This window comes from Reticulibacter mediterranei, assembly GCF_016587455.1.
Window position 1 is genome coordinate 195184 of record NZ_BNJK01000003.1, and the last position, 21448, is coordinate 216631.

The window sequence follows — 21448 nt, forward strand, 5'->3', positions numbered from 1 at the left end:
CCTTTCGTCAGACATAGATAGAAGGAAACGCTATGGCTAAACCAGTCAGAACAGCAAGCTACCTCCAGGGGAAAAGTGGTGTTGGTAGTCGTGGAGGAACACTGAACCTTGCTGCAACCATCGTCAAGGACACTGAATCTCTCTCTTTTGATGCAGTTCCTTTAACCCCGCTAGAACAGATTCATTCCAATCCGTTTCAATATCGCAAAAATATGAGCGGTGCAAAATTTGAAGAACTCGAAAATAGCATGCGTCGAGAGGGCATTACTTCCGTTATCCTTGGACGTCCCCACCCAGAAAAACCAGGACACGTTCAGATAGTCTATGGACACCGACGTATCGCGATCACGCGCAAACTCCATCAAGAGGGAATAGAAGGGTTCTCTGGCTATCCCATTCTTATTCGGGATGATCTCACTGACGAGCAGATGAGAAAATTGCCAATTAGCGAGAATAAGGATCGAGAAGATACCTCCATTCTCGATGATGCTTACGCCTACAAAGCCATGATGGAAGCAAAGGTTTTCCGGACCCAAGAGGAGGCAGCAGATTACTTTGGAATCTCTCGCAGAACATTCGGAGAAATTCTTCAACTTGCTGATGATCCACCAGACATCCAAAACTTGATTGAAACCAAGAAAGACACCAGGCGAGCGGCACGAGATCTGCGAAATGTTCCCGAGGCCGATATTCGAGCGCAAGTGATTCAAGACTTGCTAGCTGACGCAATAACTGTTTCGCAAGTGCCTGCACATATTGAAACCTTGCGGCAGCATAAAGCACAGCAATCAGTTATCAAGGAGAACAAACAAGCAGAAGAAGGCGCTCAACTGGAAGGTGCGGTTGGCTCAGGACTCGAGGACATTTCCTCAAAAGCACGGCGCGATGACGTTTCTGGATCACTTGCTCAAACCACACAAGAAAAAAACAAGGCTCTGCATGAACAAAGCAAGTTGGGCACCTGGAAGAACCAGGGAGAAAAGTATGCTCAACGCTTGCAGAAACGCTTGCAAAATGGTGATCCTATCCCGACCGAGGAAATTCAACAGGTGAAAGAACTCAGTCAACTTTTTCATACATTAACACGGCTGCTGGAGAGCAAACAGCCTCCTACAGAAACCCTCTGATAGGCCCAACATGGTGTCCGTCGAGCAGTGATTGACAAGCTATTACAAGTACCCTTTATCACTGCTCGACAGGCATCACTGCCTTTCAAGAAGCCTCTCAGCAGGCATGCCTCTCTTCCACGCTCCCTTGAAAGAATCTTTACGCAAAAACGGCTGTTTCTACACAGATGATGAACATCATAGTGCGTACGGCTGACGTTGGTGAAAAGTCCTCTCTTCCTGATAAGTCCTTCGTGCTAACATATGAGGAACAATCCGTTCGACTCTATTATCTTGTGTGTCACAGCACCTTCAACTGGGAAGGTCTTGCTGAGCGTGTTGACGCTGAGGTGTATTCCAGGTATGATATCTAAACAATTCCACATAGATACGAAAAGCATCCCTTTCTGTGTACATAGGAAAGCAGAAGAGCATATGAGTATAGACGGTGGTTTGACAGCATTAGGTGGCTTTTTATATCAAACCGTGGTCGCTTTAAGCCTCAAAGCTGATACCTTTCAAGCATACGACGATGCACCTCATCTACAAGATGATCTTGAGACGCTTCTCGGTTTTGCCACAGACGGAACTGTGCGCTATGAAGACGTGGATCAGGATATCACTATCAAGAACGTACTACATGACGGACAGCCAGGGTATATTCTCGTTCAAGTCAAATATTCCAGCCGCTTCCCCCGTCCGTCGCTCAACAAATCTGATATGACAGAGATCATGGCACGCCTCCAAGCAAGTGAGGAGAAAGTGCGAGCCAGGGAACAGCACGTGACGGCGTATTCGCTCTTGACAAACCGACCACTCACCACTGGAGCAGAAGACGTCAAAAGGACCTCTCACTTGCCCTTCTATACTACCTCATCGCTTCCAGAGCGCTATGGAGAAGAACGCCTGCGACAATTTGCACGGCGATTTGGGTGCATCAATGCTGAAATTGAAGATGGCATTCTTCGCGGCATCGGAGACCTCTTGCAGAGAACAACCCATCCTCGGTACAATGGTGAACCTGTCATCACGAGGGAAATGCTCATCGAACTCTTCACAGGCACGCAACAGGCACATATGCTCTCACCTGAGATCGTCTTAGAGAAGAGCCAACAACAGTTGAGTAACCTTTTTCACATGCCATAATTGTCGTGAGTGGTACTGGAGGTAACGGGAAGACGGCAGCACTCTGGCAATGGATGTCTGACGCTTTGCACTCCGAATCACCACAACAAAGCTATTATAGCTTGTCCTGTGCAGAGTTCGCACAGGAGCATTTCCTTGCTCACCAGTTTTGCCTCTGGGCAAATGTACCAGCCAGTCATCGCTGGCAGCATCTAGAATCTGAACAGATCCTTGACCGCCTAGAGATCGCTCGCACAGCAAGCATAATACCTCCAGCAGCCAGTCACCCTATTATGGTGCTCGGCCTCGACGCGGTCGATGAGGCTTTGCATGAAAGTGGGAAGCAAAATGCGCTGAGAAAGCTGCTCCTGTGGTCCTGGGAGCAAGAAGGACATCTGCGCCAACAACCACGTGCAACCCTCATTGTCACCTGCCGTAACACGAACGAATTAGCGCACTGGCTGGGTATCTCCTCGCCCTATGAATATGAGCTGAAACCGTTTCACGAGGTAGAGGTGGTAGTCGATGAGTTTTCCAAGCAGGAACTGATACTAGCAGTTTCTCTTCACCTCCCCATATTTGCGGAACGCTTTACACAAACATATGAAGCTTTATCACCTCATGGCATGTCTCTTTCTGATATATTTGATCACCCAGATAAAATGCGTCTATTTCTCAATGAAACTGGACTGAGGCAGGTTGAAGCGTGGCAGAACGTCCAGCCTGAAAGTCTATTTTTGCCTGCAGTACATGCGGAAGTCTTCGAGGCACTTCGCCATCCAACACTCTGGCATTGTCTGTTAAAGCTCGATGGCGCAATGCAATCGCGTGTGTTAGATGGTGACGCCGAGGCCTTAGCACATCTGGCCTCCCGTTTTTTATTCTGGTTTTGCACGAAAGTGCAAGCAAGAGGAAAACGCATGCGCCACGAGGAGATGATCGAGGTATTAAAAGTCATAGCGCGCCACTGCGATCCGCATCAATCGCCTCTCCATCAGCAGAAAGAGTGGATGACACATGCCAGCAGAACAGCATATATGAACCATAACCAAGCTAAAAATTTTTTTGAAGAAGCGCTCTCTGCTGGACTTATCGTTCCTGATAAAGCTGGATGGTGGCGCTGGCGACATGCATTTATCGGCGAGTATCTGGCGAGGCAGCCATTTCACCTGGAGGAGGACGACGGCTAATGCCTGACATAATAGAGACTCTCAAACAGCGAATCGATGAGGCAGAGCACAGTGATGATGTTGTTGTTGTACTCACACAGCTTGCTCCTCTCCTTGTTGAAGATCCTTCGTCCAAAGATCGCTATGATCTACTCGTTGACGCTTTTCATGCATTGCAAACTTTGACGTCTGAATGGGTACTAGAGGGAGAACACGTCATTCTGACGTATCTCCTCGACTATCTTGAACAGGACAGTTATGGAACATCGGTCCAACAAAGTACAACTAGACAACTACGTGAATGTCTGGAAGCATGGATTGCGCAATATGCTGATCGCGAGTCTGTTGCCCTGCGTGAGCGCATCCTCTCTGATCTCCTGCTCCGCTTCCAGGCCCGACCCTCTCTTGCATTGTGCTGGACCTTCGCTCATATAGGCTACCGTGAGGAGCAGGTCGTGACCACGCTCTGGAATTACAGCTCGCTTCACGCGGATGATACTGGAGAAGCCGCTCTTGTCACATTGACGGCTCTGGGTGTTCCTCTGGCCGAACGGCCAAGATTGCTTGAGGCTCTCCACGCGAAAATGCGACGTCAGGTGACACACCCACTGCTTATTGCCCTGCATCGCCTGGCCGATCCCACAAGTTTCGATGTCTTGCGTGAGACCTGTTTTTCCCCGCATCATCCGGGACAGATCAACATCGCCAAGGGAACAAGCTGGTTCGCGCTTCATGTACTCACGCACATCACGGACATAAACACCGATGACGAGGATCTTCAAAATCGTGTCTGGACATTCATCGCAGAACGCTATACGCTGGATCCTCAGAGCATGCTTCACCCGCTGAATCTTGGGAGTGGTATCGCTCCGCACTGCGATAGTAGGCAGGTCATACCAACCGTGTTAACTTGGATTGGGCAAGCGACGGATAAAGAGAAGTTACAGCACGCCCTTCCCACGTTGCCCTATCTTTTAGAGGAATGTGTTTGTCCACGTCAGTTGACCAGCTGGCAACAAGAGCAGATGGAGGGTGCCATCCCCGTCTTACGAGAAGTAGCTTGCCAGGATACCCACTCCACAGGCCGATATGCAACGCGCGAAATGCACATGAAGGAGGCCGCATGGGGAACGCTCTTATGTATGGGACACGAAGAAGCACTTGGTTGGTTTGAAGAAGCAGTGAGCAAAGAGACCAATCCGTATATGCGCGGTAAACTTTGTGATTTGTTCGCTTGCTTCTCTCTCAATCCTCTTCCACCTGGAGTCCTTACAAGCATTCTCGAACACTATGATGCACCATTGTCAGATACGACGGGAGAGGTTGCAGGTTCGATCAGCGTCCGGCTTGGAGCGGTGAAAGTAGCACAGAGCGCAGCTTCCAAAGAAGCTTTCGAGGCACTGCTTGCGTGCGGATTGACGATGAATGGAAATGCTCTGCTCGCCTCGGTCAATGCACTCTCCGAGGTAGCCCGCTCGCTCGCAAGACGTGGGGAACTGACCTGGGTGACAGAGCAACTGGTAAGAACTATCATGCAACATTCCAGGCCCACAAGTCGTCTTGCAGCGGCACGAGCGCTCGACACTCTGGCCGGGGAGCAGGAGTTGCCAGCAGCACTCCTCTTACCCCTGGTCGATATCTTGCTCTCGCACAACAACCGCGATCCCTTTGAACGCAGCATTCTTCTCTCAACATTTGCCTTGCCCCAGGTCCTTCCCGATGCTTTGCTACCACAGGTGAAGCAATGGGCACAGGAACGAGATGACGCGTTGGCGCTGCACTCGTTCTCACTACTTGCAGAACGGGGATTGCTGCTCACAGAACAGGCGCTCTTGAGCCGCCTGGAACTCCCGTCCGACATACCAGAGGGAACAGCGACGCCGATCCTTCCGCGTCCTGACTGGCGCGCACACGTCGTTGGGCTGCTCTATCTCAGCCATCCAGAGATGTTCACTTCCCGAGTTGCAGATTTGATCAAGACACTGCCCTTGTCTTCAGCGGCGCAGCTTTTTGGCAAGCTGCGGGTCATCACTGATGCGCGTCGTCACCAGCCACTTCCGACGCCTTTGGCAGACGCACTCATCGAGCGCGTGGGGCAACGACAGACGCGTGCGGGGGCAGAGCTTGATCTTATTCGCATGGCTGCCTCTCTTATCCCAGAAGATCTTGCGCTCCAGCGGTGGGATCGTTCCTGGCAGGACTGGCTCCCCGAGGCTCGTGCAACGATGGCTGACGCCTTGGGGACACTACAAGACATTTCGGGTCCTGCCGCGACCAATCGGGTACAACTCCTGCAATTCCTCATCAGTGATGGACACTACGGCGTCCGTCGTGCAGCCTACCGAGGATTACAGAAGTGTGCGTCCCCTCTGCTACAAGAGTGGTGCTGGACCTGGGCCACAAGCCCTCAGAGAATGCTTCGGCTGCGGGCGGCAGAGGCCTGGGCCTGGCTCTTGCCTGAAGGAGAACAGGGAAAAATCTCTACAATGCTCTTTCACCTGCTTGCAACTGATCCAGAACCAGAGGTCCGCGAGGCAGCGATGCGAACACACCAAGAGCGGCGTAAACGATGGTGGGCACAATGGTATCTTCCCCGCATGATGCAGGTGCTACAACAACAGACCGCCTCCTCTGCTGAGGTACTCGCCGCCTGGCCCTATGCGAAGGCTCTGGAACGGGTGGGAGATGACACGACGATTCGCACGCTGCGTACCGCTCTCTTGGATCAAGAACTCCCGACACATCTGCGTCATTGGTGCCAGCTCACCCTCAAGACCATGAGTGAGGGATGGGAACAAGCGATGAAGCACTGGCCACAGCCTGCAACTCAGTGGACGGGTTCACTCGAGAAGGGTCATGGTTTTCTAGTATTCATCTCTGCCAAACGCAAGATCTCTGTCGAGTATGCGGTGTGGCGAGATGATCCAGAGAGTCCTGCTGGCGTGGCATCCTGGGGAGGAACGTTCCAGACGGAAAACGCCCTCGACTTGTCTCTTGATACCCCTCTCCTCCGGATGGAAGATGGAAGGCAAGGCAAGATCTTTATCGAAACAACAAATGGGCCAGGCGGGAGCAATCGGTTTGTGGGTCAAGGGACATTTCCTCATTGAGCTGCTTTTTTGGTGAGACACCTCCCTTTCATCGCGTGAAAAAGGTCTCTTCAAGGGAGAAAAGGATACTACCAATTTGCACAAGAAGTATGCTATAATAGGCGGCGATCCCCCAGAGGGAGCAGTATCTTCTGGTCACCTATTCCCACATATGCTTGAAATCATTCCATTAAAGAAGGCAGAGATGGAAGAAGAAGAGATCGAAACATACTTGAAGGCTCTAGGAGAAGAATTGGAGCGTCAAGGCATCACCCAACCGATACGGATCCTGGTAGTAGGTGGCGTCTTCATGGTCTGCGCGATGAAAAGCCGCGATGCGACGGAAGATATTGACGCGATTCTTCTGGACCTCCCCGAACTCACAGACAAGCCGCCAATAGAGATAATAAAAAAATTCATCCGGGCGAAAAATGCCGTTGCGAAACGCTTCGAGATTCCGCGAAAATGGTTCAATGACAGCGTCAAGGAGTTCCTCCTGGATTATGCGCCCAACCCTCCCTTTTCTCTCTGGAAAACATTTCAGATGCTCCATGTGTTCTTTCCTCCCAAGGAATATGTTCTTGCCTCAAAGCTGATGACCTTCCGACTCAAGGATTACGATGATGTTGAAGCACTACTACAGGATGTAGGCATTGAGACACGGGAGCAAGCTCAAGCACTCGTAGACCGTTTTGTTCCAGACAAACGGTGGCAGGAGCATTATGAGCTTTCCAAAAACCTGGACACGCTCTTCTAACATGTAACGTACCTGATAAAATGGTTCTCCCGCAGAAATGGTGCTCAGCCATATTACGAGACCTCGCTGAGCATCCGTTGGCGTAATAACTCGAAGCTGCCGCGTCCATACATAGAACGCTTGAGGAGTTTGAGGCGATTGATGAACCCCTCTGTTGGGCCGTTACTGTAAGGAAACTGGAAGGCCGCCTTCACCGCATCAATATCTCGCCAGACTCCTTGAGAAAAGGCTTCAATCTCTGGAATGCCACATTCTGCGCAAATTTTTAACCAGGCTTCTACCTGCTCGGCTTGGCGTTCCTTGAGCAAGAGCAAAAACTGTTGCGTGAGGACAGAGATAGTTTCAACTGAAGGGTCCTGTTGAATGAAGGCAAGCGTCCGTTGTTCGTTTCCTTTCAAGTGAGTTGGCCCTTTCACCAGAAGCCAGGAAAGCGTTCGAGCAGACGGCAGTGGCTCTGAAAAAGGAAGCGGTTTCGCAGGTTCAGTGGATGATGAGGAACGCATCATTTCAGAGCAGGGCAGCCCATCATCAGCGTCTTGTTCTTCATCCAGCTTCACATCCAGTCCGAGCTGATGACGGGGGAGGAGTCCTTGCGCTTGTAGCCAACGCATAACCGTTTTGTAGGTCCCCGTGTACCCTTGATCTCTCACTTCGCGGTACAATTGTTGCCCATTCGCGCATCCCTGCTCTGTTCGCTCTCTCAAGTAAGAGGTATAGGGATCGAGAATGCTCCTGGTCGAACGGCTTTTCGAGCGGGGGGCACGTTCGGGAAAGGCTTCTGCTGCGATATATTTGTAGACGGTCGTTCGCGTGAGGTGCAATTGACGTGCGATCTGCAGAATGGGAAGTCCTTGTTGGAACAAATCATTGACCTCTTCATATCGGGCTTTCCGACGTGCTCGAGAGAGAGCACGAGCGTGACGCTCATTCGCGCTTTGTTCACGAGGGAGACGGGGATAAGGCGTTGAAACATCTTGAGGAGATCGGGCTTTCAATCGAGCATACAGACGATGAAGAGCGCGTTCCACCATCTCGCGCCAGTTTTTGATCAAATGCCATCGATCAACGACTTGACGCGCTGAAGGAGCTCCTTCTGAGGCTCCACGTGCATATTCGCCGGAACGATCCCGACTGATCCACTCAATGCCAGGGTGGGCGCGTAACCATTGAGCGAATGTTTCTGCCGTGCGGTCAGGTAAGAGATCAATCGGTTGACGCCGCTCCCAGTCGATGAGCAATGTCCCGTAACGACGCCCACGCCGAAACGCAAAGTCATCGACTCCAAGGATAGACGGGGTCGGAAAAACCTCGATGGGCGGAGTTTTCGCTCGCCGCAGGAGGTGATCTGGACTGATTTGAGTCCCCATATGTGCAAGAAGACGAGATCCGGGTTCTCCACCTACCAGGAGGGCAAATACCTTGAGAAGCGTACTGAGCCTGGTTGTTTGTCGAGAAGCGAAAGGCATCACCTGCGGCAACCGCTCAGCAAACGTGGTTTTCTGACACTGTGGATTGAGGCAACGAAACCGCCGCACGCGAAGCCTCAAGTGAACGGTTCGGCCACTGATGGGAAGATCTTGAGGAGAACGATGGTAAAAACTGTGTATGCGTGACGACACGTGATGGCAGACTGGACAATCGGCAGAAGGACAGCAAGATTCAGCTGAGATCAGCAGATAATCCTCGTCAAAGTTGATATCGATGATGTGAACGCCAGGCAAGGAAAAAGGGAATGTGACCACTGAAAAACTTCCTTGAGAGAAAACATTACTTCTACTTGTTTTACGAATGAAGGTTGCATTCTCTGATATGGCTGAGCACTATTTTCGCGGGAGAGCCGATAAAATAGACAGTGGTCAAAGAGAGGGTACGAATCCATGACAAGTAAGCGTAAGCAATACACACCAGAGTTTAAGTTCAAGGTGGTGCTGGAGAGCTTCCAGCGGGACACCACCATAGAGGCCGTTTGCCGCAAGTTCGATGTTCCCAGCTCAGTGATGAGCCGGTGGAGACAGGAATTCCAGCAATATGGTCCCGCCGCTTTTGAAGGCAAACGCCGTGAGCAGGAAAAACCAGCTCCAGGAGAATCGCCGGAAGAACTGAAAAAGATTATCGGCGAGTTAGCCGTGCAGAACGAACTGCTAAAAAAATCTCGCGGACTGTTGGGCAACTGAGTACGCACCAGAAGGTGGAACTGGCACGCCAGATGTGTGCTTCCGGCAGTCCAATCAATAAAAGCCAGCTTGCCCGAACGCTGGGCATTGCTCGCAGCAGTCTTTATGTGCAGACCAAACGTCCCAAGATGGATAAGGAGTTGGCTGTACATATTGAAGAGCTGCATGAACAAGATGATACCATGGGGCACCGCAAGCTCGCCGTGCTACTTGGGACCGGGAAAAATCGCGTCAAGCGGGTGATGCACAAGTATGGGATTGCTGCCCGACGCAAACGCAAAAAGTATGTCTATCCAGGGAAAGCAGCGCAGGTGGCTCCCAACTTGTTGAGAAAACCCGAGGCAGTAGAGGGCAAGGAGATTGTGTTCTCCGATATTCTGGAAGTACGTCTGTGCGATGGCTCGCGAGTGAGAGGCTGCTTTGCTTTGCACAAGCAGACACGTGCGATCCTGGGAATGGCTTTTGATTACCATATGCGAGCAGATTTGGTGATGGGCACTATCCAGACCATGACCTTTCAGGCACCAGGCGCAATCTTTCACAGCGATCAAGGCAAACAGTTCGGAGCTGAGCAAACTCGCCATTTGCTCTTGCAGAAAGGATTTGTCCTCTCTATGAGCCGGGCTGGGACGCCAACAGACAATCCCTATGCAGAGCGATTTGTTGGCACTTTTAAACTGGCAGTGGCTGAACGCTATCGCTATCACTGTCTGGGAGCCTTTCTCCGCACTGCTGAAGCTTGGGTGAATTTTTACAATCACCAGCGTCCTCATGAAAGTTTAGGCAATCTTTCTCCTCAGCAGTTTGCTGCGCAATCGGCTTTGGAGAAGGTTCCTGTGATTACCTTGATGTAGTGTCTATACAAACAGGTACTTTACAACACTCTGATATATGACCCTTGCTCTATCTTTTTGCTTTTTCTCATGATACAATGAAATAAGGAAAGGATCTGAACAAGGACATAGCATGAAGACAACGCTTGAATTACAAACAATGCAGGCAACCTACCAGGAAATCCTTGAGGGCAAGCGTCCCTGGACGGCGCTCGGGAACTTTTTGAATGCCTGGTATGCCTACCACATCGGGGATCGAGCATTGTTGATTCAACATCCAGTGCAGCCTCCAGCAGAGGCGACCCCTGAGCAACAGCGATGGGCTGCTTTTTGCGCAGCCAGCGTTGACTACTTATGTCAGATAGCTGGACTGTCCTGTCCAACGTGGGTGCATGATCCTGCTTATTGTCTAGCGGAACCCTGGTACTACTCCCTCGGCGCACAGAAACCAGACATTCGCAAACGCCTGGAACAAGAGACGCCCGAACCGTTCACCAAACGGAACATTTTCTGCGGGAACCGTATCTTTATGAATAAATACGAAGAAGCGCCACAACGCCGATCCGCATAACCTACTGCTGGTTCCACGCAACATACATGCCTCTTGTATGCTCAAGCAAGATGATGGAGAAGGGTCTTTTGCAAGAGATCCCTCTCCGTGTCCAAACCACCAGTACTCACCTTTCATCTTTTCTCATCTCATCCTGTTCTGCCTTCGACGCCTCCGCTGTCACCTCTGTAATGCCTTTAGGATCATGGCGCATAGGGACCCGTTCTTTGATGCGACCGCACTGTCACCTGGTTCGTGCCATGTTTCTCATACTGGAGAAATCTATTGTTTTTTCGATCCCCAGAGAAAACATTGATACGTGTCTGACCTGCCCTCACTCGCCATCCGCTTCTCACTGTCACTTCCCAATGATATCGTGACAATCCTGAAAAGTAGTAGGGGAGGTATCCGGCAAGGCGCTGCTAAACAGTCCTTTTTCCGAATACCTCCTCGACTCCTCTTTAGAAACGCCACTTGCTCTTGAGGCGACGTTTGTTGGTCAAGCAGATATAAAAATTAGTACTTTATAGGTTCTTACCAAGGCTCATGGAAATCTCACATTACCTCCATCTCGCTATAGCATTTTTTCCCTTTTCCGATTATGCTTACGATGGATTTCCTCAATTTCTTAACCATGTAGGTCTTCTCCGTACCCTGTTCATGGATGGTGTTCTCTTCATCGTGATCTTCACCACCCTCTTAGAGCCAGGCAAGAGAAGTAGCCGTAGGTATTCTCATCCAGTCGAACCTACGTATCATTGTTTTGGGTCCAGAACAAAGAGCCATTCGCTTGCCATCGCAACGCAATGCATAGAGATAACAGAGTTACTCTTCTTGCTTCCATATCTCTATTATGACGTGACGACATGATGATCTACAGTCAGGTCTTATTTTCCTCTAGCATCCTGACTAGTGTTGGAAAGGGTTCCGCATGAGGACGAGAGCAGTCTCTCAGCATCGAGCCGTTCTGAGTTTTGGGCGTGGGTATCATATTGACTTCATGCTCTTCACACGCCTGTTGCGTGCTGTGCAGGAAGGTCTTTCTCGTTCCTGCCTCGCCGGACAACTTGGTATCTCGAAATCCAGGCTCACAGCCTGCATCGCTCTTGCACGTGGCTTTGATCTCTTGACGCGGAACCGCTCCTTGCGGCTGACCCCTTTAGGGAACGTGATTCTCGGATATGACGCTTTTTTTCAAGATCCTGGCACCTTGTGGTTCCTGCACTATGTTGTCGCCTCTGAAGAGCGCCAATTGGTCTGGAATCACTTTGCCACTACGTTTCTCCCTGGCCGTCAGCGGTTCACACTCAAAGACTTTCGAGCATGGTTGATGTCTCTGCAAAAGAGTAACTCCAAGGCCGCCAAACGGTCTCTCTATCAGGAAACCTATCTGGTGCTTGATACCTATGTCAAGAGGAGCTTCGTGCAACTGGAGTATCTCTCCCACGAGAAGAGGAAACCGTACCAGCGGGGCAATAGCCATTCGCTCCCCCCTCTGGTGTTGGGTGCATGTCTTGCGCGCTACCGAGATCGTCACCAATCGGACGCGACTGCCCTGCTCGTTGCCGATGTCCTGACTGCTCCCAATAGCCCTGGCGTGATTTTACACTTACACGAGGACGATCTGCGCACACTCTTGGAACAGATCAAAACGGTGCAAGGGATTGAGCTTGAGAGTCGAGCCGATCTTGACCAGGTCCGCCTCAACGAAACGATGACTGATGTGAAATGGATGGAGCTCTACTATGACTGTCGTTAAGACTGTGGATCACCCACCCTACCAAGATATGTTGCAGTTTCTCCAGGTGCTCTCGCATGAGCGCTACCAAGCCTTTGTCCTGCATGCACCTGCCTTTGAGGGCAAGACCCCATTTGCCCGGAAACTGTGTGCAGCCACTCCAGGAGGGGTCTACCTCGACCTGTTACAAACAGTCGTCAACCAGCCAGAGTTGGCCCATCACCTTGATGTGATGGATGTGCCAGCGACCCGTGACTTCGTTCTTTCGTATGCTCACCAAACTCAAGCGCGGCTGCTCATTGTTGACGAACTGGATTTTCTCGTTCACACCTGGTCTGCTGACCTGGTGCCATTCAAGCGGATGATCGAGTGGCTCCACTGCACACATCCTCTTACGTGCCTTGGGTTTGTCCTGCAAACCCGACCCGCCCTGGAAGAGTGGCAGGTGCTGACGACCACTGGACACAGTCGCATCCTTCGCCTGGCAGATCTTTGCCAGCTCTAAGCATCATGATGCCCGACTTTCTTCCTTCCAGGAAAGTCGGGCATGGAGGAACGGATCATGGCTGAACCGATGATCTCTGAAGTGGTCGATGTGCGCAGCGGCTATACAGAGTATGTGGATTTACGCACAGAATTGTTTACCGAGAATAAAAACTGGGCGAGGATGGCTTCCTACCGACCAATCACTGCCCATCGCCAGGTCTTTCAAAAGGTGTTCAAATCCCATACCCTCAAGGACAAACGGTGCTATCTCATCACCAGCGTCTATGGAACAGGCAAGTCGCACCTCTGCTTGACGCTTGCCAACTACTTGCAGACTCCTGCTGATGAGCCACTGATGCGCACCTTCCTTGAGCAGTACGCAGCGGTCGATCCTGAAGGCGCTGAAAAACTCCGGGCAGCACGCACGGAAGGGCGCTATCTGATCGCGCTCTGTGACTGGGGGTATAAAGGAGAATTTGATGAAATTGTCCTGCGTGCGGTCAATACCGCACTCAAACGGGATGGATTTACTGACGATCTCCAAACCCCCTATCTGCAAGCCTTAAAAAAATTGCAGGAGTGGCAACAGTTGGCGGAAAGCGGAGATGCGCGAGGAACTTTCTGGCAGGCCTTTGAACAACGCCTGGTGGAGCATTCCCCAGAGCGAACCCTCGCCTCCTTCACGAAGGAACTCCTCTCCTTTGAGCGAGCTGCCCTGGAAACGTTCAAACGCATTCATCAAGAAATTACTACAGCTCCTTTTGCCTATGATAAAGCGGATCTCATCGACGTACTCACCGCAACGCTCGCCAGTCCGGCCTTTAAGGAGCGGTTCCTGGGTATGCTCGTTCTCTTCGATGAGTTTGGCGATACGATGGCACAAGGTGAGATGAGTCCCAAAGCTTTCCAGCAATTCGCCCAACTGTGTGCCGACCCGCCGCGCGACTGTGCGAAGCTAATGTTTGTCGGAACCTCCCATAAAGATTTAAAGCACTACGCCAAATCCTATAATGCGACGGAATTTCGCCTCGCCAGTGACCGGATTGAGACGATTTCGCTGGAACGAACAGGCGTTGAAGACATCATCACCGCCATTATCACCCCCAAAAAAACGGAGAGCCTGTGGCAAGAAAAGGTGGCTCCTCACGCCGAGACGTGGGACGTTCTTTTGGATGAGTGCCAGCGGTTGAAAGTCTTTAGCGAACTGCCAGCCGTGAAAATTCGGGAGACGATCATTGAAGATTTTTATCCGATGCACCCGATGGCGACCTCGGTTCTCCTCAGTTTGGTGGGCGATGTCGCTTCCAATAATCGTTCCGTTTTTACCTTCTTTTCTGAAGAAGTGAGTCCAGAGGCCGCGCTCGGTTCCTATGGACACTATCTCGCCACGTCCCCCATCGGAACGAGCAAAAAGCTCAATCTCTACACGGCTGATCGCCTCTTTGACTACTTCGCGGCCAATCTGAAGGCCGATAATCATGAACTGCGTCCCACCATTCGGACCTACCTGAAAGACTATGAAAACGCTTTGCGTGAACTCCGGTTGCTCCCTGAGCCGGAATATCAGGATGACCCCCTGGTATCGCGCATTCTGCGACTGATGGTTCTCTATCAGATTGTGGGCTTTCCCTGTACCCTGGATACGCTGCAATTTGGTCTGTATGCTAATACATCAGCCGAGCGTAGTGCCCTCGACAATCGCCTGCGCGGCCTGGCCAATAAGCGGATTATCTATCTGGTCAAAGACACCGGGGCCTATGAATTCAAGCAAAGCAGCAGCGCTGATCTGGAACGTCGCATTGATGATTATATGCGTGATCCGATGAATCCCCCGATCAACAGTGCTCTCGAACTGACCCAACTCCTTCCGCTGGAGAAGAAAAAAGATCTCTACCTGGAAGCCAATGAATACAATGCGCCCTATGGTGAAGACAAGCGGCTGGAACGACGGTTTGTCCGGGCCATCGATCTCGGGGAAGAAGAATTGACGCCCTATGGGCCACATTCCTACTTTGAGAAGCTCGACGAAGAGATTGAACAGGAGATCACCAAGAAGGGCGAGTTTGAGGGCATCGCGTTGCATGTCGTGTGTGAAACCACGGAAGAACTGCAACATGCCAGAGATCTGTGTACGCATAACCACTCCGATCGTATTGTCGTTGCGCTTCCCAAACAACCCATGAACTTCCGCGATCTTATCCTCGAAATTCAGGCCATCCAGGCGGTCAAGGACAGTAAAGAGGCCGAGACCTTTAGCCTGCAAGATCGGGCCGCTCTGGAAGAACGCTTACATGGCGACGGGAAACGGCAGGGCGTCCTTGGACTCCTACGCACCCGGCGCAACAAGCTGCTGGTTGGCAAAGAGATCGCCTGGTATGGTCGCTATGGGCAAGCGATCTCCCTTCACGAGAATACAACCAGCGATCCAGCTGACTGGGTAATGGAACGACTGTATGCAGGAGGGCACAATGCCTTTCAACATGAAGACATCAATAAAGTTCACGGCAAGGGAGACCGTGGTCGTAATAGCGCCCTGAAGGAAGCTATCGAGAAGCTTCTTGACCCCTTTACCCCACTCACGATTGATCGTGGGTTTCAGGTGGGACGTGGCGAGATCCGCTACCTGGACAGATGTTTCTTACAGCAAAACGCACTGGTCCACGTCAAAACGGAAGGGACGAAACTCTGCTGCGAATTGGAGGCTGATCCATCCAAATATGCCTCGAAACTGCCCGCTCTGGCGGCTATGGTCAGCGACATCCGTGCCTTACCTGCCGATGAACCCTTCCGGCTCACCGACTGGTTCAACAAGTATCGCAAACCGCCCTATGGACAGGGAACAGTGGCACTGAATCTCTTGCTGGCCTATCTCTGTCGCCTTTTTGGGGAGAGCATCTATGTGAAGCAAGATGACGCCGCGATTGGCGATCTGCCCATCCGTTCCCTGGAAGCGATTACTAGCCTGGTCGATGGACATGCCCCCCAGGCAGTCTTAGGCTATCGTCGCCTCCGCCGAGAAGAGCGTGAATGGTTCAATCAAGTAGCGATGATCTTTGGTTCTCCTGACTCGGCAGCCCGGCATGGATATACGGCAATGGAGGCCCATACCCTGCTCAAAGAATGGTGGAATGCGCTCCCTTCGGTCGCCAGCATCCCGACAATGTATCCACGCGAACACTATCCTTTGACCGCCTCCTTCATTGAGGTTCTGCAAAAGAGTGGAGCCAGGGATGCCCACACGTTCCTGCTCACCGAACTGCCTCCTGCTCTGGGGGCGACGGACAAGATCACGCTCAGCAGCCTTGACCAGCTCGCGGCACAGCTCGCACAGGAGAAGCAAACCCTGGGATCGGCGATGGCAATCATGGAAGGAGCCATTACGGATGCGCTCTCTCCCTGCTTCGATCTCCCTCCCAGGAGCACCTCCAGCGAACTGATTGCCGCTGCAACCGCCTGGTATAAACATCTGGAACCCGATCAGCAAGATGCCCATGCCATCTGGCCTAGAGATGCCAAATCCCTCCTGCTCGCCCTCAGATCCATCGACACCTTTCAAGAGACGTTTTTGATTCGCCTCCCGATGGACTATGGTCTGAAGGCTGTAGACCAGTGGCGTGCTGATCGTACGCTCGAATACACCGAGCGGATCAAGCAGGCAAAAATGCATATTGATGCGCAACGGGTTCGGATCGAGATGGCGGATGTTCACTATGACGGCCAGTACGACCAGGAACACGACGGCCTGATCTATTTCCCGGAGACGCTGCGCCTCACCTTCTCCCATCCGAACTCCCAGACCAACATTTGGGTCGCAGAGGATGCAGCCGATCCCAGAGAATTCACGGCGATCCGTACCCAGGTCGATGGCACCTCACCACTGGAGATCCATAGTACCAAAACACTCCAGGTCGCCGTACAGGACTCCGAAGAAAATTGGAGCAAGGTGAAGACAATCCGCTTGATCAAGCAGCAGGCAGCACCTTCACAAGGAGTGATGCTCATAGAGACAGCGCGGCTTGTCCCAGCAAGCGAGGAGGTCGTCCACTCTGATCCCGTAGAACACGAGGAGTCCTTTGCGTTGCGGCTGCGGTCACTGATCCGGTCAGGCCTGGCACAACACCGTATTACGGTTGAGGAGGTTGTTACGCTAGCACAACAACTCCTTGATGAGTTTACAGGAGAGGGCGATGGCACTCATCACACTGCTGATTGATCTGGGTCATCTGCTACCTAGCACCACGACCGCATGGCAAATAGAGCAGCCGAGCGAGTATCCCGCGCTCTCTCTCGCCTTACGAGAAGCGTTACACAAAGGCGAAGCGCTGACCGTGTGTGTGCGACACCCAACCGTTGCCATCTGGCTCGAACGCTGCGCTGCCTGTTATGGCTCTACCTATGTGACCGTCCGGCAATATAGCGTGCGGGATGCCCTACGTGAACGATGGCAGGTAGAAGTGCCAGATTCCATTCCAGATGAACTGCTGACACTCCAGGACTTGTGCGATCTTCCTATGCTCGCGCGCCACGGGCAACCGTTCTGGGATATGCTTCTGGAGCATTTTTTTGGCAGTCTCCTCACCGCCGCCACCTTCCCGCGTGGAAATCTTGCACTCCTCTTGAACACAGTGCGCGAACCACGGTGGCAGGAAGGACTCCGCCATCCTCTCGCCGTCAAAGCGTTACACATGCAGTTGGCCTCCTGGCAACAGCTGGCCCGACGAGACATTGAACAAACGCTGGTCTCATGGTTGCTTTCAGACCCGGAGCACCTCCGCCAGACCTTTGTCCAGTACAAGCTGCTGCGCAACTACCCGGCCCACCTGGGGCAACAGATACTTGGAGACGCCTGGCAGACCGTCAGCCAGGCTCAGGAGGAAACAGAGAGTCTCCTCCTCTTTCCAGACGATCCAGTGCCAGTGGTCCCAGTGATTGAGTACTACCTCACAGGAATGCGCGCCCGGATGAGCAGCAGTGAAGATCTTGCAGTGCTCCTCGCACAGATGAGTGGCTGGCTTCAGGAGGAATTTCGCTTTCTCGAAACCGTGCTGCATCAGCATCCTCTGTGGCTTACTCCTGCACTCCTGCACGTGATAGAGCAGCGTTTTCGCCCGCTACGTCAGACACTGGACCAACAGGTGGCCGCCTTGCGTCGCCTCATGGCTCCTCGCTTCCCGCGAGCACCAGACCAGCTCAGGACTATTGAAGAATGGCTGAGCTGGATACAAGAGGACTACATGCCCTATTACGCTTGGCTCGACGCCAACAACAAACACAATGTGCAGGTGGTCACGTATAGTGGTCAGTTCGATGATTGGTACTATCAGCACTTTGTGCAGCTCTTACATGGGTCCCCAACCCACTTTGCCGTCAATGCGCTCTATCAGGAACGCGAGACGATCATGGCCGAAGGAGCAGTGGCGCTCATCCTGATGATAGATAACCTGAACCTCGCTTTTATGCAAGATCTCGTCTCCATCTTCAGTCTGCACGATTTTGCTTTGCAGGGCGGTGGGGTCAGGCCGATGCTCTCCCATATTCCGACGACGACTGAGATCGGAAAAGCCCGCGTCATGGCAGGGCAAGGTGATCTCGACAGCCTGGAGTCAGAGCACTATCCTGATCTCGTGGTCAAAGCGTGGAGCGATCTCGCTCATGGAAAGCGGATTACCTACTTGAGCAATCTTGGGGCCTTCACGAGCCTACGTGAACGCACCGATGATATCTACTTTTTGAATTATCTGGGCATTGATCACGCTTTGCATGAAGACCTCCACGAAAGTGGGCTGATTCCCCACGAAGTGGTGTATGAGCGCCTGGTTGCACTGGTGAAGGCCATCGAGGCCTTTGCCCACCGGTTTCGTATTGAACACCGTCTCGCGATCTACGTCCTCTCTGATCATGGATCAACGCGCTTGCCAGGCGAACCAGTGACGGTGGTAGACAAAGAGTTCGTGAAACGAGCAACGACCAATGCTCATCCCCGTTTTCTCGCCCTCTCAGATGACGCCTTCACCACCTTGTCACCGGATGTGAAAGCCCAATGCCATGCGATCAGCCGCCAGCGCTTTCAGACGCGGACCAACTATCTGGTGGCTCGCCACTATTATCGTTTCATCGAGACCAAAGGCTTCTGTTATGTGCATGGAGGACTGACCCCCGAAGAGGTCGTGGTTCCCTTCGCCCACTTTGCTCATCGGGAAGTTCGGCCACAAGCACCATCCCTGCATCTCCTGACTACCCAGTTCCGCTACGAAATCCGCTCGCACGTCCGACTGATGCTGGGCAATCCCAATGCCTTCCCCCTGGAAGCAGTCCAACTCTTCCTGGTCCACACAGGAGCGGAAGAACACCTGTTGGAGCACCTTGCGCCCAAGCAAGAACAGGAGGTAGACCTGGAGACGGTCTTTCGGAAAATGCCTGGAACCAGCAACCAGCAGACACTCACTATCCGCCTCCGTTACGAGTGTCAGGGACATACCTTTGGACCACTTGATTACTCCTTTGACATCATCATGAAGCCGATCATGGAGGTGATAGATGACATCATTGAACTCTAAGCAGAAAGGAGCACTCCCTTTTGAGGAAAAAGCGCTGGAGTACTTCGCCGAAGTGCTCATCAACAAATCGCTTATCCTGGATGCAGGTTTTGGGGCACGGACGATTCCAACCTATGTCGGTGAATGGATTCTCTCACGGTATGTCGAACATGGCGAATTAAGCGACCGGTCACGGACCCAGGTGACCCAATTCATCGGCAAGTACCTGCCGCCCAAGGGATGGAGAGATGCGGTCAAGGAGACGCTCCTCAAGCAACAAACCATTCGCTTGCTGGATGATTATAGTGTGTCGGTCAATCTGAAAACGGGGATGAGATCCCTGCGTATTCCCTTTCTCGATATTGCCGATGCCTCGCTCGATGATAGTCTCGTCGAGAAGCATCCCTTGCTACTCACCAGTGGCGTGTGGGGAATCGGAGAGCTGACCTATCTCCCCCCTGAAGGCAAAGAGCACAAAACGGGTGAGGTCTGGATGCACAGTTTCCAACCTTTTCAAGTCGGAGTGCTCGACCTGGAGTACTATCTGGAGTGCCGCCAGTACTTTACTCTGGAGGAGTGGCGCGACCTGCTCATTTCCAGTATGGGCTTCAACCCAAGCTTATATGGAGGGCGACAAAAAACCCTCTTGCTCGCCAGGATTCTCCCCTTTGTAGAACCCAGAGTCAACCTGATCGAAGTTGCTCCCAAAGGAACTGGGAAATCGTTCATCTATGATAATTTGTCCCGCTATGCGCGTGTGGTGAGCGGAGGCAAAGTCAGCCCAGCCGTGTTGTTTCACAACCTGGTCACTAATGTCAACGGCCTGGTCACCCATTATGATGTGATCGTCTTCGATGAGATCCAATCGATTAGCGGTGATAGCACGGGTGATCTTATTGCCGGTCTCAAGGTCTATCTGGAGTCCGGAAAATTTAGTCGGGGCAATACAGAGGCCACTGCCGATGCGGGCTTTGTAATGCTGGGCAATCTTCCAGCAGACACACAGACGGCCTACACCCCCGGGAGGAAAAGCCTCTTTGATGAGATTCCGAACTTTCTCCAAGAAACCGCCTTCATTGACCGAATGCATGGGATTATTCCGGGATGGGAATTGCCACGGGTGTCCAGGGAAACGCCATCCCATCAATTTGGCTTTAAAGGAGATTTTTTTGCTGAGGTTCTGCATCGCCTGCGTGGAAACATGCGCTATCTGGATTTTGTCCAGGCCAACATGCGCTTGAACCATTGTAATGATCTGCGGGATCGAAAGGCCATTACCAGGCTTGCCTCGGCTTATCTCAAACTCCTGTTTCCCGACCTACGGCTGGGGAAGCGCGAGTTTCACCTCTATTGTGTCGAGCCTGCCGTGGAAATGCGGCAACGCGTACGCTATGAACTTCAGAAGCTGGATGCCGAATATAGTGCAGTGGACATTACCGTCAGTGACGAATACGCATAAACAAGAGGGCCAGTCATAAACGAAAAGCCCTGTACATTTGACAAGTCTACTCTACTTCCATTGGAGGATGGTATGAGACAGGTTATCAGGATCAATTGGCTCGGGGAATCCAACGACGGACCAGGGCTAAAGCTCTATTCCACCTACTTCCACCCCGAATGTGTAGCAGACAACTACCCGAATGCAGTAGTACGTGCTCTTATGGGCGAACAGGTAGACATGTGTCACCTCGGTTCGGAGCTGAGAACTTTGGAGGCTCTGCCAGCCTCGCCTGTCCTCGATTTTATCGACTGCGACCAGTGTCGTGAACCAGTACCACAGGCCCCATCGTATAACGCGCGCCCAGACGCGGGCTGGTTTCCATCTTCAGCAGATCAGAGGCCTGCTGCAACCTGAAAAGTATTCTCGTAGGCTGTAAAGCGGTAT

General features: G+C 52.1%; 15 protein-coding genes. 14 read left to right on the forward strand and 1 reads right to left on the reverse strand.

Annotated features, from left to right (window positions below; genetic code table 11):
* Nucleotides 1-32 precede the first annotated feature (32 nt).
* The 5 genes from K3T83_RS53770 to K3T83_RS53790 all read left to right on the forward strand — a co-directional run bounded on the left by K3T83_RS53770 (nucleotide 33) and on the right by K3T83_RS53790 (nucleotide 7246).
* Entirely contained in the window at nucleotides 33-1127 is a 1095-nt protein-coding gene (locus K3T83_RS53770) for a ParB/RepB/Spo0J family partition protein (RefSeq protein WP_220211373.1), read from the forward strand.
* 414 nt (nucleotides 1128-1541) lie between these two features.
* Nucleotides 1542-2252, forward strand: a complete 711-nt coding sequence (locus tag K3T83_RS53775) for a hypothetical protein (protein WP_220211374.1) — start codon at nucleotides 1542-1544, stop codon at nucleotides 2250-2252.
* A gap of 5 nt (nucleotides 2253-2257) precedes the next feature.
* Entirely contained in the window at nucleotides 2258-3421 is a 1164-nt protein-coding gene (locus K3T83_RS53780; protein WP_220211375.1) for a hypothetical protein, read from the forward strand.
* Complete coding sequence (locus K3T83_RS53785; protein WP_220211376.1) at nucleotides 3421-6510, forward strand: HEAT repeat domain-containing protein; 3090 nt, start codon at nucleotides 3421-3423, stop codon at nucleotides 6508-6510. The genes K3T83_RS53780 and K3T83_RS53785 overlap by 1 nt, the downstream gene beginning before the upstream one ends.
* Before the next feature lie 184 nt (nucleotides 6511-6694).
* Nucleotides 6695-7246, forward strand: coding sequence for a hypothetical protein (locus K3T83_RS53790; RefSeq protein ID WP_220211377.1), 552 nt, complete (start codon nucleotides 6695-6697; stop codon nucleotides 7244-7246).
* Nucleotides 7247-7299: 53 nt separating this feature from the next.
* Here K3T83_RS53790 and K3T83_RS53795 read toward each other — a convergent pair whose 3' ends face one another.
* Nucleotides 7300-8988, reverse strand: coding sequence for an ISL3 family transposase (locus tag K3T83_RS53795; RefSeq protein ID WP_220211378.1), 1689 nt, complete (start codon nucleotides 8986-8988; stop codon nucleotides 7300-7302).
* Nucleotides 8989-9123: 135 nt separating this feature from the next.
* On the opposite strand from K3T83_RS53795, the gene K3T83_RS53800 reads away from it, so the two are divergent.
* The 9 genes from K3T83_RS53800 to K3T83_RS53840 all read left to right on the forward strand — a co-directional run bounded on the left by K3T83_RS53800 (nucleotide 9124) and on the right by K3T83_RS53840 (nucleotide 21418).
* The gene (locus K3T83_RS53800) at nucleotides 9124-9420 is read left to right on the forward strand and encodes a transposase (protein ID WP_220211379.1); all 297 of its coding nucleotides are present in this window, start codon (nucleotides 9124-9126) and stop codon (nucleotides 9418-9420) included.
* Complete coding sequence (locus tag K3T83_RS53805; RefSeq protein WP_236065355.1) at nucleotides 9396-10274, forward strand: IS3 family transposase; 879 nt, start codon at nucleotides 9396-9398, stop codon at nucleotides 10272-10274. The genes K3T83_RS53800 and K3T83_RS53805 overlap by 25 nt, the downstream gene beginning before the upstream one ends.
* A gap of 112 nt (nucleotides 10275-10386) precedes the next feature.
* The gene (locus K3T83_RS53810; RefSeq protein ID WP_220211380.1) at nucleotides 10387-10824 is read left to right on the forward strand and encodes a hypothetical protein; all 438 of its coding nucleotides are present in this window, start codon (nucleotides 10387-10389) and stop codon (nucleotides 10822-10824) included.
* Nucleotides 10825-11734: 910 nt separating this feature from the next.
* Nucleotides 11735-12562 carry a DUF4007 family protein gene (locus K3T83_RS53815; protein WP_220211381.1) on the forward strand — a complete coding sequence of 276 codons (828 nt, stop codon included), beginning with the start codon at nucleotides 11735-11737 and terminating at the stop codon, nucleotides 12560-12562.
* The gene (locus tag K3T83_RS53820; RefSeq protein ID WP_220211382.1) at nucleotides 12549-13046 is read left to right on the forward strand and encodes a TniB family NTP-binding protein; all 498 of its coding nucleotides are present in this window, start codon (nucleotides 12549-12551) and stop codon (nucleotides 13044-13046) included. Before K3T83_RS53815 ends, K3T83_RS53820 begins: the two co-directional genes overlap by 14 nt.
* Nucleotides 13047-13103: 57 nt before the next feature.
* Nucleotides 13104-17240, forward strand: a complete 4137-nt coding sequence (locus K3T83_RS53825) for a hypothetical protein (RefSeq protein ID WP_220211383.1) — start codon at nucleotides 13104-13106, stop codon at nucleotides 17238-17240.
* Nucleotides 17215-19584, forward strand: a complete 2370-nt coding sequence (locus K3T83_RS53830; protein ID WP_220211384.1) for an alkaline phosphatase family protein — start codon at nucleotides 17215-17217, stop codon at nucleotides 19582-19584. Before K3T83_RS53825 ends, K3T83_RS53830 begins: the two co-directional genes overlap by 26 nt.
* Nucleotides 19565-21022, forward strand: coding sequence for a BREX system Lon protease-like protein BrxL (gene brxL, locus K3T83_RS53835; protein WP_220211385.1), 1458 nt, complete (start codon nucleotides 19565-19567; stop codon nucleotides 21020-21022). The genes K3T83_RS53830 and brxL overlap by 20 nt, the downstream gene beginning before the upstream one ends.
* Before the next feature lie 72 nt (nucleotides 21023-21094).
* Nucleotides 21095-21418, forward strand: coding sequence for a hypothetical protein (locus K3T83_RS53840; RefSeq protein WP_220211386.1), 324 nt, complete (start codon nucleotides 21095-21097; stop codon nucleotides 21416-21418).
* The last annotated feature ends 30 nt before the right edge of the window (nucleotides 21419-21448 follow it).

Coding starts and splice junctions, on each gene's coding strand:
- K3T83_RS53770 (WP_220211373.1), top strand. CDS start 33: ATGGCTAAACCAGTCAGAACAGCAAGCTACCTCCAGGGGAAAAGTGGT.
- K3T83_RS53775 (WP_220211374.1), top strand. CDS start 1,542: ATGAGTATAGACGGTGGTTTGACAGCATTAGGTGGCTTTTTATATCAA.
- K3T83_RS53785 (WP_220211376.1), top strand. CDS start 3,421: ATGCCTGACATAATAGAGACTCTCAAACAGCGAATCGATGAGGCAGAG.
- K3T83_RS53790 (WP_220211377.1), top strand. CDS start 6,695: ATGGAAGAAGAAGAGATCGAAACATACTTGAAGGCTCTAGGAGAAGAA.
- K3T83_RS53800 (WP_220211379.1), top strand. CDS start 9,124: ATGACAAGTAAGCGTAAGCAATACACACCAGAGTTTAAGTTCAAGGTG.
- K3T83_RS53810 (WP_220211380.1), top strand. CDS start 10,387: ATGAAGACAACGCTTGAATTACAAACAATGCAGGCAACCTACCAGGAA.
- K3T83_RS53815 (WP_220211381.1), top strand. CDS start 11,735: ATGAGGACGAGAGCAGTCTCTCAGCATCGAGCCGTTCTGAGTTTTGGG.
- K3T83_RS53820 (WP_220211382.1), top strand. CDS start 12,549: ATGACTGTCGTTAAGACTGTGGATCACCCACCCTACCAAGATATGTTG.
- K3T83_RS53825 (WP_220211383.1), top strand. CDS start 13,104: ATGGCTGAACCGATGATCTCTGAAGTGGTCGATGTGCGCAGCGGCTAT.
- K3T83_RS53830 (WP_220211384.1), top strand. CDS start 17,215: ATGGCACTCATCACACTGCTGATTGATCTGGGTCATCTGCTACCTAGC.
- brxL (WP_220211385.1), top strand. CDS start 19,565: ATGACATCATTGAACTCTAAGCAGAAAGGAGCACTCCCTTTTGAGGAA.
- K3T83_RS53840 (WP_220211386.1), top strand. CDS start 21,095: ATGAGACAGGTTATCAGGATCAATTGGCTCGGGGAATCCAACGACGGA.